The sequence below is a fragment of the Xanthomonas sp. NCPPB 2864 genome, from assembly GCF_056675615.1.
Window position 1 is genome coordinate 119,067 of the sequence record NZ_JBWWVS010000010.1, and the last position, 13,394, is coordinate 132,460.

The window sequence follows — 13,394 nt, forward strand, 5'->3', positions numbered from 1 at the left end:
CAGTTGGCGCTGCTTGCAACCATGAGCACCGACCACCTCACTTGGTCTTTGCCCGCTCACCGTCGCGGGACCTTACGCGGCATGGATGCCGCGTAAGAGCCTACAAGGACGTACTTGCGGCGTGTCCTGCGATGGTGGGCGGGCAAGGGCCCTGCACAGAACCACCAGATCAGATGCTTTGCCTTCTGGCAATTTGCTTCGACTTGCTGATGCGTGCGTAAAAACGCTATGAGAACAGCCTGACAAACCACGACATGGTTGTCGTGAGCCGCTCTAAGACTGCGCACCCAGCCAGGCTTCCAGTGCCGCCGCCGGCAATGGCCGCGAAAATAGATAGCCCTGCAGCACTTCGCAGCCGAGGTCGGCGAGGAACAGGCGTTGGGCTTCGTTTTCCACGCCTTCGGCAACCACGTGCTTGCGCAGATGCTCGCCGATGCGCAGCACCGAGGTGGTGAGGGCGCGGGCGTCTTCGCTGTGTTCGATGTCGCGCACGAAGCTCATGTCCAGCTTGAGTTCGTCGATCGGCAGGCGATGCAGGTGGCTCAGGCTGGAATAGCCGGTGCCGAAGTCGTCCAGCGACAACGAGATGCCGGCTTCGCGGATGGCGTGCAGGTTTTCCAGGACGCCGGGTTGCCCGGAGAGCATCACGCTCTCGGTCATTTCCAGGGTGAGGTCGGAGGGCTGCACGCCCATGTCGGCGATCAGGCGCAACAGATCGCTGAGCATGCGCGGGCTTTCGAAGCTGCTCGCCGACAGGTTCACCGACACGCGCGACACCGGCACGCCACGCTTGCGCCAATCGGCGATCTGCCGGCAGGCACTGCGCAGCACCCAGTCGTTGAGCTGCGGCATCATGCCTTGCTCTTCGGCCACGGGCAGGAACCGCGCCGGCGAAATGGCGCCCATCTGCGGATGATTCCAACGCAACAGCGCTTCCACGCCGTATAGCGCGTGCGGTGCGGCGCTGTGCAACTGCGGTTGGTAGTGCAACTGCAGTTGATCGCGGTCGATCGCCTGGCGCAGCTCCGCTTCCAGCGCAACGCGTTCCTGCGCCATGCGGTTCATGTCGGAACTGAAGAAACGGAACCGCCCGCCGCCTTCCTGCTTGGCGCGGTTCATGGCCAGATCGGCATGCCGCAGCAGGATGTTGATGTCGCGCCCATCTTCGGGAAACATCGCCACGCCGATACTGGCCGACGGATGCACGGTCATGTGCCCGACCGGCAACGGCCTGGCGATGGTGCCCAGCACGCGTTCTGCGGCGGCACTGGCTTGCTCGGCACTGCATTGCGGCAGCGCGAGCGCGAATTCGTCGCCGGCCAGGCGCGCCAGCATGGCGGTGGCGGTCAGCTGTTCGCCGATGCGCAAGGCGATGTCGCGCAACAGGCCATCGCCGGCGGCATGGCCCTGGCTGTCGTTGATTAACTTGAAGCGGTCGATGTTGATGAACATCAACGTGGCCGGTTCGCCGGCGTATTCGGCCTGTGTCAGGGCTTGCTCGGCGCGTGCGCTGAACATGATGCGGTTGGGCAGGCCGGTCAGCGCATCGTAGAACGCCAGTTGATGCACGCGCTGGCGGATCTGTTCGCGTTCCAGCGCCAGTGTGCACAACTGCTGGCACAGATCGGTGAGGCGTACGTGCCAGGCATCGGCACGCTGCGCCTTGCGGTAGTACAGCGCGAAGGTACCGAGCACGCGTGCGCTGTTGGAGCGGATCGGTGTGCTCCAGCACGCGCGCAGACCCATCGGCAGCAGCAGTTCGCGGAATTGCGCAAACAGCGGGTCGGTGGCGATGTCTTCCACCATTACCGGGCGGCCGCGCCAGGCGGCCGTACCGCAGGCGCCTGCACCCGGCGCGATCTTCAGTCCGTTGACCGCATCGGCATATTCCGGCGGCAGGCTGGGCGCGGCCAGCGAATGCAGGCAGCCCTGGTTGTCCGCGCTCATGACCGTGGCCAGCACGTCCGGTGCGATGCGCTCGACCTCGGTGCAGATCAGCGTCATCACCTCGATCAGCGGCCGTTCCTGCACCAGCGCCTCGAGCACGCGGTGCTGCAGCACCTCATGCATCTTGGTGTCGGTGATGTCGGTCAGCACCGCCACGTAATGCGACGGCAGATGCCTGGCGTCGTAGATCGGATTGAAGTTGAGCGAAATCCACAGCGGCGTGCCGTCCTTGCGGTATACCAGCAGGTCGGCCTGGGTCTGCTGCAACGCATCGGCGCGGTCGCGGATGCGCGCCACCTCGTCCTGGTCGCTTTGCGCGCGGGTCAGCACGTCCGAGGGACGCTTGCCGACCAGTTCGGCCTCGGTATAGCCGAACATGCGCTGGAAGCCGTCGTTGGCGTAGAGCAGGCGCGATTGCAGATCGCAGATCAGGATCGCACTGCTGCTGCCGTCCAGCGCTTCGGCCAGCAGGCGCGAGCGCGTGGCATCGGGATGTTCGTCCGGCCTGCTCACGCCAGCGGTGATCGGGCCGACCTTGAACGTCCTGGGAAGGGGCGCGTGATCTGCCGGTGTCTCCGCCGTCGCCAGCGATGCGGTTACCGCGACGCCGGGAACAGCCGCCTGTTCAGCCGGATGCGGGGGACGAACGGTCATGCCGGATCAACGCGCCTGTGCCGACAGCGCGATCAGGCGCTCGGCAACGCGGCTCAGCGGCACCACTTCCTGCGCGGCGCCGAGCTTGTAGGCGGCGCCTGGCATGCCCCACACCACGCTGCTGGCTTCGTCCTGCACCAGCGTGGGCGCACCGGCCTGCAACATTTCCAGCAGGCCGCGTGCACCGTCGTCGCCCATGCCGGTGAGGATGGCGCCGACCGCATTCGGGCCGGCGTTGGCGGCGACGGAGCGGAACAGCACGTCCACCGCCGGCTTGTGGCGATTGACCGGCGGGCCGTCGTCGATGCGGCAGCGCCAGCGCGCACCGTCGCGGATGATGCGCAGGTGCTGGCCGCCCGGCGGCAGGTAGGCGTGACCCGGCAGGATCGCCTCGCCATCGCTGGCCTCGCGCACCGACATCGCCGAGTGGCGATTGAGGCGTTCGGCGAAGGCGGTGCTGAAGCTGGCCGGCAGATGCTGGGTCATCACCACCGCCGGGGCATCGGCGGGCATGTGTTCGAGCACCACGCGCAGGGCTTCGGTGCCGCCGGCCGAGGCGCCGATGGCGATCAGGCGGTCGGTGGTGCGGAAGCGCAGCGCGCTGCCGGGAACCGGTGCGGACTGCATGTCCAGGGTGACCTTGGGCGCGCTGGGACGATTGAGCGCGCTGACCCTGGCCTTGGAGGCCATCTTGACCTTGCTGACGATTTCTTCCGCGTAGCCTTCCAGCCCGCGTGCGACGTCGATCTTGGGCTTGGAGACGAAATCCACCGCACCCAGCGACAAGGCCTGCAAGGTGGTGTCGGCGCCGCGCTCGGTCAGCGACGAAATCATCACCACCGGGGTGGGGCGCAGGCGCATCAGGTTTTCCAGAAACACCAGGCCGTCCATGCGCGGCATTTCCACATCCAGCGTGATCACGTCCGGATTGAGGCGTTTGATCTTTTCGCGCGCCAGGATCGGGTCGGCGGCCGAGCCGATCACCTCGATGCCGGCATCGCGCGAGAGGATTTCGGTCAGCATCTGGCGTACGACCGCCGAGTCGTCGACGATCAATACACGCACAGGGGTTTCCAGCGTCATTCGAACAACTCCACTCCACCGGTAACCGGTGCTTTGGACAGACGGGCGCGCACGGCCGATTCGGTGGCGGCGACTTCGGCTTCGTGTGCATGCGGCAAGCGCTGCACGACCACGCGTCCGGTCGTCGGGAAGAACCACACCTTGCGCGGATGGATGCCGCACAGATCTTCGGCAATGATGGGAATGTGTTCGGCCTGCAGGTACTGGCGCACGAACTCGGCGTTGCGGGTGCCGACCGGGTTGCTGGTGAAGCCCTTGAGCACGTTGGCGCCGCCGAAGACCTTGGCTTCGATGCGTTTGCGATGCGCGCCGCGCTTGAGCATGTCGTTGATCAGCAACTCCATCGCATAACTGCCGTAACGCGCGGGTGCGCCATCGCCGACCTGTCCTTCCGGCAACAGGAAGTGATTCATGCCGCCGATCTTCAGGACCGGGTCGCGCAGGCAGGCGGCAACGCACGATCCCAAGGTGGTCGTCAACGCGGTGTCGTCGTCGACCACCAGGTATTGGGTGGGCAACAGCTTGGCGGTGATGGTCTGGAACCGCGAATCGCGGTAGCGCATGACATCGTCGACCTGCACGGCGGTACTCATGCAGACGCTCCCGCGCGCGGGCTGCGCCGATACAGCGTGCGCCCGCACGGCTGGATCAGATCGGCCGCGTGCAGGTAGTTCTCCGAATGCCCGGTGTAGAGCAGACCGTCGTCGCCCATGTGGCTGACCAGCCGCGACAGGATGCCGCGCTGGGTCGGTTTGTCGAAGTAGATCATCACGTTGCGGCAGAACAACGCCGCATACGGGCCGCCCACGTCGTAACGCGGTGCCAGCAGGTTCAGTTGGCGGTATTCGATGAGCTGGCGCAATGCCGGGATCACCCGGCACTTGCCCTCGTTGGGGCCGCTGCCGCGCTGGAAGTACTTGCGCTTGATCGATGCGTCCAGCGAGGCGACGCGGTCGATGGCATAGACGCCGCGCGAGGCGGTCTCCAGCACCTGGGTGTCGACGTCGGTGGCGACGATGCTGACCGGCGGGGTCAAGGTGCCGAAGGCTTCGCAGGCGGTGATGGCGATGGAGTAGGGCTCTTCGCCGGTGGAGGCCGCGCACGACCAGATCTTCAACGGCGCCTGCGAGGCGCGCTTTTGCAGTTCTTCGCGCAGCTTGTCGAAGTGGTGCGGCTCGCGGAAGAACGAGGTCAGGTTGGTGGTCAGCGCGTTGGTGAACGCCTGCCATTCCTCCTCGTCGTTGCCTGCTTCCAGCTGGTCCAGGTAGTCGCGGAAGGAGCGCAGGCCGAGCACGCGAAGGCGACGCGACAACCGGCCATACACCAGGTCGCGCTTGGCCGGAGCCAGGGCGATGCCGACACGCTGATAGATCAGGTCGCAGACGCGCTTGAAATCGCGGTCGCCAAAATCAAATTCGCGTGTGTCTGAAGCGGGAGTCGAGGTGGTCGTCATATCCATACGCGTCGTTAGCTATGACTGGATATCGGCCATGTGGTCATGCAACTGAAGCACCAATCGTGCATTGCAGACAGCCGGGTCCGCTGGCGGTGCACGGCGCTGCGCGGGCGGTGCGATCGCAGCCGGCGGCAGGGCAGTGCGCGCTGCGCCGGGGGCAGATACACAAAGCCCCGGCAGTGCCGGGGCTTTGTGGGGAGACAGCAGCGGCTTAGAACTCCTGCCAGTTACCGTCGGCCAGCGCGGCCTGCGGCTTGGCCGGGCGCGATGGGGTGGCTTCACGCGTCGCCGCCTTGGCTGCGGACTTCACCGCGACCGGGCGCGAGGCGACCGGGCGTACGCGCGCGGCCGGGGCGGCCGGCTCGTCCAGCTTGAACACCGACACCGCTTCGGCCAGGTGGCCGGCCTGTTCTTCCATCGAGCGCGCGGCCGCAGTGGCTTCTTCCACCAGGGCGGCGTTCTGCTGGGTGGTCTCGTCCATCTGGGTGATGGTCTGGTTGACCTGCTCGATGCCGGTCGACTGTTCCTGCGAGGCCGCAGAGATCTCGCCCATGATGTCGGTCACGCGCTGCACGCTGGCCACGATCTCGGCCATGGTCGCACCGGCCTTGCGTACCAGGGCCGAGCCCTCGGCCACCTTGTGCACGGAGTCGTCGATCAGGCCCTTGATCTCCTTGGCGGCACCGGCCGAGCGCTGTGCCAGCGTACGCACTTCGCTGGCGACCACGGCAAAGCCGCGACCCTGTTCGCCGGCACGGGCGGCTTCCACCGCCGCGTTCAGGGCCAGGATGTTGGTCTGGAACGCGATGCCGTCGATCACCGAGATGATGTCGGCGATCTTCTTGGACGAGGCTTCGATGCCCGACATGGTGGTGACCACCTGCGAGACCACCTCGCCGCCCTGCGAGGCCACGCCGGTGGCGCCGATGGCCAGCTGGTTGGCCTGACGGGCGCTTTCGGCGTTCTGCCGGACGGTGGAGGTGAGCTCCTCCATCGAGGCAGCGGTTTCTTCCAGGTTGGCGGCCTGCTGCTCGGTACGATGCGACAGGTCGCTGTTGCCGGAGGCGATCTCGCCGGCCGCCGAGTTGATCGCGGTGGACGAGACCTTGATGCGCCCGACGATGTCGGCCAGCTGCTCGGCGGTGGCATTGGCATCGTCACGCATCTGCGCGAACACGCCGCTGAATTCGCCGTGCATGCGCACGGTCAGGTCGCCGCGCGACAGCGCCGACAGCAATGCCGAGATCTGCTCCAGGCTGCCGGCGTTGGCATCCAGCAGGCCGTTGAGCTGCTGGGCCAGCTGCAGGAAGAAGCCCTGCTTGCCGTCGGTTTCCACCCGGCCGCTCATGTCGCCGCTGGCGGCGGCACGCACGATGCGGGCGACTTCCTCTTCAACCTGGACTTCGATGGTGCGGTCGCGCCATTCGCAGACATCGCCGGTGCTTTCGCCCTGCTCGTTCTTGATGACGGTGACGGTCTGCATCATCACAAACTCGCCGTAGCGCTCTTCGAAGCTGGTGATGCCGTCGCGTTCCAGTGCTGCGATGGCCTTGCGCACGGTCGTTTCGGGCAGGCCGAGATAGCTGATGTGCTGGCCGATGATCTTGCTGGCTTCAAAATCGGGCGAGGACAGACGAATGCTGCCTTCGTAATGCGTGACCAGCTTCATGAACGCCTCGTTGGCGTAGATCATGACCCGATCGGCGTTGGTGATGAAGGTGCTGGTGGACGATTTGTCCAGCGCGGTACGGATGCGCAGGTTTTCGTCGGCGATCTTCTGGTCGCGTTCGATGCGTTCCTTCAGGTCGCGCTGCATGCGGTGCATGGAGCGCATCAGTTCGCCCACTTCGTCCTGGCCCTGCACATTGATCTGGCCATCCAGCTTGCCGCTGGCGATTTCGGTGGCGGTGGACACGGCGCCGCGCATGCTCTTGACGATGGAACGTGCGAACAGGAATGCCAGGCCCAGGCCACCGGCGATGCCGATCAACAGCACCATCACGGTCAGCGAGACCGAGGTGGCATGGACTTTTTCGGCCTTGCTCTTGGCAGCCTGGGCCAGCTTGTTGTCTTCGACGATCAACGCGGCCAGCGAATCCTTGGCCTTGTTGTGCAGGGTGCGGGTCTCGCCGACAAAGGTGTCGACGGCATCGTCGGGCAGATTGAGCTCGACCATTTCGTCGACGCTGGCGTAGGAGGCCGCTGCCTTCTTCCAGTCCGCCACGAACACGTCGAACAACTTCTTCTGCTGCGGGCTCTCGATCAGGCGGGGGTAGCCCTTGATCGTGGCCTCGATTTCGCCATGGAGCCGCTTGGCGCGGACCTTGGCTTCCTGCTTGACCGAGTCGCTGGCGCGCACCAGATTCTGATAAGACGCATTTCGATATTCGCCGAGCATGCCGCGCAGGTCGCCTGCTTCGCGCACGCTGGACATGGTATTGCCGGCCAGATCGCGGGTGACGTTATTGAGCGACGCCAGGCCGGCATAGGCGATGATGCCCTGCACCAGCATGATCAGCAGCACGATGCCGAACGCCAGCATCAGCTTGGGCATCAGTTTGAGATTGTTGATCCATTGCATTGACACGATTCCCCGATAGAAGTCAGTGCGCATAACCGCAAACGGCAGATCGCCACGCGCGAGGGCGTGGCGATCTGCGGGGCGATTACTTGATGGTGGCCAGCTTCAGGCTGGCCGGCGAGCTGACTTCGATTTCGGCACGCGAGCTGTCGCGCTGGATCTTGCCGAGCACACAGACGTCCTTGCCTTCCAGGCTTTCCGGGGCAAAGCTGAACTTGCCGCGGTTGGCGCCGTCGATGCGGGCCGAGAAGGTGTGACGCGGGAACATGCCGCCCATGTACAGGAAGGTGGGTTCACCTTCCGAGCTCTGGGCGTACTTGGCCTTTTCGACCTTGCCGCACACCATGCCGTCCTTGCCGACGAAACGGGTCGCCATTTCCGGCGGAATCATTTCCTGCGACTGAGCCGACAGCGTGGGAGCAACAATCACGAGAGCAGCGACGGGGAGGAGCGAGAGCAGGAACTTCATAGGGATTCTCCAGAATCAAAAGTCGAACGGTGACCCGTTTGTGTACGCGGGCTTCTATTCAGCTATCGGCTAGCCGCCGTTCAACTTGAATCCGAAAAACGTGATTTCTATCTCACTTCAACTTCGTTGTGCGTCTCGTGTCGGGAAGCTCCCGACACCAGATGGTCTGAATCAGGCCGCTTCTTCGGCCAGTTGCTGCTGACCGAGCTCGGTGCTGTCCAGCAGGGTCTCGATATCCAGCAGGATCAGCATGCGATCGTCCTGGGTACCGATGCCCGAGATGAAGCGGGTATCGACCGAGGCGCCGAATTCGGGGGTGGGGCGGATCTGGTCGTCGTTGAGCGGAATCACGTCCGAGACGCTGTCCACCACGATGCCGACGACGCGGTCTTCGACGTTGAGCACGATCATCACGGTGAAGGCGTCGTAGCGCGCTTCTTTCAGGCGCAGCTTCAGGCGCAGGTCGATCACCGGCACGATGGTGCCGCGCAGGTTGATCACACCCTTGATGTAGTCCGGTGCGTCGGGCAGGCGGGTGACCGAATCGTAGCCGCGGATTTCCTGCACCTTCAGGATGTCCACGCCGTAGTGTTCTTCGCCCAGGGCGAAGCTGAGGAATTCACCACCGGTGCCGGTGGTCGTGCTTTTGTCGTTCATGGAAACTCCGGGCGTTGCGGCTGAGTGTCGGATTGCAGCTATAGGAAAAGCATGCGGATGAGGATTGCCCTAGCAACATCGGCGCAGCGCAGGGCAACTTTAGCCGTGCGCCGTGGCTGGTGCGGGTGGGTTCAGAACACGCCGCTCTTGCGCGCATTGCGCTGGCGGTCGACCCGGAAGATATAGCGCTGGATGGTCTCGTCGGCACCGCGTGGCAGGTCGCTGAACTGCATGCCGACACGGAAACCTTCGCTGCCGTTGGGCAGGGTCTGCTTGTACTGGCTGCACACCGTCAGCGGCAGGGTGATCGGCGCGGTGTCGGGCAGTTGCAGCGTGCAATTGCGGTAGGTGCGCTGCGGTTCGAGCAGGGGCATGCCATCGGTGAGCGAGACCGCCAGGCCGCCGCTGCTGATATCGATCACGCGCAGCTGCAGGTTGAGATTGCCGCCCTGTGCCTCGTCCTGGCGAATGATGCAGACGGGCGAGTCGGTGATCGGCGTTTCCAGCCGGTACGACTCGCGACGCTGCAGGTGATACATCGCCTCGGGCAGCTCGGCGCGGAAGGCAACGTGGATGTCGCGCTCCAGCCGCTCGGGCGTTTCCAGGCGGAAGCGGATATTGACCCGTTCCAGTTGTGCGTAGCACAGCAGGTACTTGGCGTCCTGGATGGCGCGGTTGGAGGCTTCGTTATGGCTGCCGTCCAGAATCACGCAGTCGTCGTCTTCGTCCACCTCGAGCACGGCGGTGGGCACGGCCATGTCGCGCCCGGCCACATGCATGGTCACGATGGCGCGCTGGTCGAGCAACTGGCGTAGCAGGCCACGGATCTGCCGTTTGTTGCGCAGCAGATAGCGCTCGTCACCTTCGGCGAGGTGGTCGGCGTCGTGGTCCAGCTCTGAGGTATCGCCTTGGGACATGGGCACAGGCACAGTAGATGCGGGAAGCCGCCGGAACGGTTGTCCCGGCGTCGCCTTGATATCGGCGGCAAAGCGAAATCTTTAAGAGCGGCTGACAAAAACTATTGCGTGAAGCGTTGGTTGCTTTGGGCGTTGTGTTCCCAGCGGCTAATAGTGCACATGGATCAAGTGTAGAGCGCGTGGTGCTGCCGCTTAGCTGCAGGGCCCTTGCCCGCCCACCATCGCAGAACACGCTGCAAGTACATCCATCTAGGCGCTGGCGCGGCATCCATGCCGCGCAAGGTCCCGCGACGGTGGGCGGACAGGGACCAGTGGAGATGGTCGGTGTGCACGGTTCCAGGCCTCTTTTTTTGTTGCCGTGTTTCGATGGACTTGGGGAGTGCAGATATATAAGTCGAAGAGCGGGTGATCTGTGACTTTGCTGCAGGGCCCTTGCCCGCCCACCGTCGCAGGACACGCCGCAAGTACGTCCCTGTAGGCTCTTACGCGGCATCCATGCCGCGTAAGGTCCCGCGACGGTGAGCGGGCAAGGACCAGTTGAGATGGTCGGTATGCATAGGGGAAGCGATGCATGACATGTGCTGGTCGGATCACTAAGCGTTCGATCAACCTCTGACCATTTTCCATTCGCAAGCCGAACAATACGCTTTCAAGAAAGCAGCCGACTAGCTGTCTGGCGCGGTGTCCTCGCCGGTTGCGGGACCCTTGGCGGCATGGATGCCGCCAAGGCGCCTCCATGGACGGATTCACGGCGTGTCCCGCGAGCGGTGAGGGCACCGCGCACTCGACTCACTGAGCTTTTGATTCAATCAGGATCGCGCCTAAATGACGCGACGCAGTCTTCGCTTACGGAGTCACGGAGTTTCCGCAAGCGGCGAGGGCATCGCGCCCTCGACTTACATATTCGATGGGCGCGCCGTCGTCGTCTGTCGCATCAGGTGTAGGCGTGGCGTGCGTTGGCCAGCAAGGTGTTCAGTTGGTCCTGCTGTTCCAGGCGGAACACAGCCACTGCATCCACCAGTTGCGCGGCCTGGTCTTCCATCGCGCGTGCAGCCGCGGTGGCTTCTTCCACCAGCGCGGCGTTCTGCTGGGTGGTTTCGTCCATCTGGGTGACGGTCTGGTTGACCTGGGTGATGCCGGCGGCCTGCTCGCGCGAGGCGCTGGTGATCTCGCTCATGATGTCGGTGACGCGCTGCACCGAGCTGACCACCTGCTGCATGGTGTTGCCGGCTTCGGACGCCAGTGCGGCGCCGTTGCCGATGCGGGTGACCGAGTCCTGGATCAGGTGCTTGATCTCCTTGGCTGCGCCGGCCGAACGCTGTGCAAGCGTACGTACTTCCGAGGCGACCACGGCAAAGCCGCGGCCCTGTTCGCCGGCGCGTGCGGCTTCCACTGCCGCGTTCAAGGCCAGGATATTGGTCTGGAAGGCGATGCCGTCGATGACGCCGATGATCTCGGCGATCTTCTTGGACGAGGTGTCGATGTCGGCCATGGTGGTGACCACGCGGCCGACCACATCGCCGCCCTGGGCCGCCACGCCGGCGGCGTCCAGCACCAGCCGATTGGCCTGGTCGGCGTTGTCGGCATTTTGCTTGACGGTGGCGGTGAGCTCCTCCATCGAGGCGGCGGTTTCTTCCAGGGCCGCGGCCTGCTGTTCGGTGCGACGCGACAGGTCGCCATTGCCGGTGGCGATCTCGGTGGCGGCCGAGTTGATCGCCAGCGAGGAGTCCTTGATCCGGCGCACGATGCCGGCCAGCTGATCGGCAGTGGCATTGGCATCGTCGCGGATGGTGGCGAACACGCCTTGCAGGTCGCCATCCATGCGCGCGGTCAGATCGCCCTGCGACAACGCAGAGAGCAGGGCGGACACGCGCGACAGCCCGTCCGCATTGTTGTCCAGCAGCGCGTTGAGTTGCTGGGCGAGCAGCAGCAGGAAGCCCTGCTTGCCTTCCAGGCCGACGCGCTCGCTCAGGTCGCCGGCGGCGGCGGCCTGCACGATACGTGCGACCTCCTGTTCCACCTGGACTTCCTGGGTGCGGTCGGCCCACTCGACCACAAAGCCCATGCGCTCGCCGGCCGCGCCCAGCACCGGGTTGACCACCAGCCGCATGGTGCGGCCACCTACATGGATCTGCGCGGTGTGGGTGCCGGTGAGCTGGTCGAGCATGCGTGCCTGGTGCTCGGGCTTGCGATGGAACTGGTCGATGCTGGCATCGATCAGCGCATCGGCATCGAAGTTGGGCAGGTCGCGGCGCAGTTCGTCCTGCACGCTCTTGAGCATGCGTTGCAGCGGGCGGTTGACGTAGATGATGCGGCGATCGGCATCGGCGATCATCACGTTGGTGCTGACATCGTCCAGCGCGGTGCGCACGCGCAGCGCTTCGCTGGCGATCAGCTGATCGCGTTGCAGCCGCGCGCGCAGGTCGTCGCGCATGGCGCGCGCGTTGAGCAGCAGGCGACCCAGTTCGTCATGGCGGTCGATCTCGATCGGGTTGTCCAGGCGCCCGGCAGCCACATCGCCGAGCACGCGTTCCACCGCCAGCAGCGGGCGGGTGACCATCTTGCGCGCGGCGATGAAGACCACTGCGATGCACAGGCCCAGCACCACCAGCGAGAACAGCAGCATGCTGCCCATCAGCTCGTCCAGCGGGCCGTCGATGGCACTGCGCGGCTGGGTGCCGATCACCGCCCACTGCCACGGCGCGTAGCGCTGGGCGGTGACTTCGAAGGCCTGGGCGTTGCCCTGGGCATTGCGCAACTGCAGGTTGGCGCTCGGCTGCTTGCCGTCCAGCACCGACTGCAGCAGCGGTTGCTGCTCGGCCGGCACCAGCGCCGCCAGCGTGGCCGGTGTGCCCGGCGGTGCGGCGATGACCTGGCCCTGGTGCTCGCCCGGCGCCATGTCGACGATGAGGAAATAACCGTCCTGGCCCAGCTTGGTGGTGCTGACCTGCGCCTTCAGCGCGGCCAGGCCCTGGGTGTAGTTGCGCCCGACGAACAGTGCGCCGATCACCTCGCCGGCGGCGTTGCGCAGCGGCTGGTAATGGGTCATGTACTGCTCGCCGAACAGCTGCGCCTGGCCGGTGAAGGCCTTGCCTTGCGACAGTGCGGCGTAGGCCTTGCCCTTGCGGTCGAGCAGGGTGCCGATCACGCGCTCGTTCTGCTTGTTGCGCAGCGAGGTGGTGATGCGCACGAAGTCGTCACCGGTGCGCGCAAAGATCGTGGCGACCCCGCCGGCGGTCTGCGCGAAGCGATCCACGGCGTCGAAGTTGAGATTCAGTGCCTGCTTGCCGGCACGCAGCGACGGCGTCTGCTGCGCGCCGATGGCGACGGTGCTGGCGGTGTCGAGAGTGCGCTCGCCGCTGGGGAGCATGGTCTCGAATACGCTGCCCAGGCGCTGGGTGCCCTCGGTCAGGGTGACGTCGTACATCGCCACCGACTGCTGCATCAACCGGGTGCTGGAGCGCAGCTCGGCCTTGACCTGGGATTCGATGTCGTCGGCGGACTGGCGGTAGATGGTCAGGGCCAGCAGGCCGAGGGAGAGCGCGATCACCACGGTCAGCAGCGCGGACAGCCGGGTGCCGACGGACAGGCGGTTGAAGGAGTGCATGAGGAATCGACCTTGCCCGGGGG

General features: G+C 65.0%; 9 protein-coding genes. All 9 read right to left on the reverse strand.

All coding sequences use genetic code 11. The features are described from left to right. Window positions 1-273: 273 nt before the first annotated feature. Entirely contained in the window at window positions 274-2,601 is a 2,328-nt protein-coding gene (locus tag AC1KVE_RS18170) for a putative bifunctional diguanylate cyclase/phosphodiesterase (protein ID WP_434983178.1), read from the reverse strand. Between the two features lie 6 nt (window positions 2,602-2,607). Further along, window positions 2,608-3,684 carry a protein-glutamate methylesterase/protein-glutamine glutaminase gene (locus AC1KVE_RS18175; protein WP_039510453.1) on the reverse strand — a complete coding sequence of 359 codons (1,077 nt, stop codon included), beginning with the start codon at window positions 3,682-3,684 and terminating at the stop codon, window positions 2,608-2,610. Continuing rightward, window positions 3,681-4,277 carry a chemoreceptor glutamine deamidase CheD gene (gene cheD / locus AC1KVE_RS18180; RefSeq protein ID WP_005993860.1) on the reverse strand — a complete coding sequence of 199 codons (597 nt, stop codon included), beginning with the start codon at window positions 4,275-4,277 and terminating at the stop codon, window positions 3,681-3,683. The genes AC1KVE_RS18175 and cheD overlap by 4 nt, the downstream gene beginning before the upstream one ends. Continuing rightward, window positions 4,274-5,143, reverse strand: a complete 870-nt coding sequence (locus tag AC1KVE_RS18185) for a CheR family methyltransferase (protein WP_481092444.1) — start codon at window positions 5,141-5,143, stop codon at window positions 4,274-4,276. The genes cheD and AC1KVE_RS18185 overlap by 4 nt, the downstream gene beginning before the upstream one ends. A 208-nt stretch (window positions 5,144-5,351) precedes the next feature. Beyond that, complete coding sequence (locus tag AC1KVE_RS18190; RefSeq protein ID WP_184455815.1) at window positions 5,352-7,721, reverse strand: methyl-accepting chemotaxis protein; 2,370 nt, start codon at window positions 7,719-7,721, stop codon at window positions 5,352-5,354. Between the two features lie 85 nt (window positions 7,722-7,806). Next, window positions 7,807-8,190 carry a hypothetical protein gene (locus tag AC1KVE_RS18195; protein ID WP_005993867.1) on the reverse strand — a complete coding sequence of 128 codons (384 nt, stop codon included), beginning with the start codon at window positions 8,188-8,190 and terminating at the stop codon, window positions 7,807-7,809. Between the two features lie 171 nt (window positions 8,191-8,361). After that, window positions 8,362-8,847: a chemotaxis protein CheW gene (locus AC1KVE_RS18200; RefSeq protein WP_016904902.1), complete on the reverse strand. Its 486-nt coding sequence runs from the start codon at window positions 8,845-8,847 to the stop codon at window positions 8,362-8,364. A 131-nt stretch (window positions 8,848-8,978) separates the two neighbouring features. Then, window positions 8,979-9,764 carry a flagellar brake protein gene (locus AC1KVE_RS18205; RefSeq protein WP_016904901.1) on the reverse strand — a complete coding sequence of 262 codons (786 nt, stop codon included), beginning with the start codon at window positions 9,762-9,764 and terminating at the stop codon, window positions 8,979-8,981. A 934-nt stretch (window positions 9,765-10,698) separates the two neighbouring features. Beyond that, window positions 10,699-13,371: a methyl-accepting chemotaxis protein gene (locus AC1KVE_RS18210; RefSeq protein ID WP_481092443.1), complete on the reverse strand. Its 2,673-nt coding sequence runs from the start codon at window positions 13,369-13,371 to the stop codon at window positions 10,699-10,701. Window positions 13,372-13,394 lie beyond the last annotated feature (23 nt).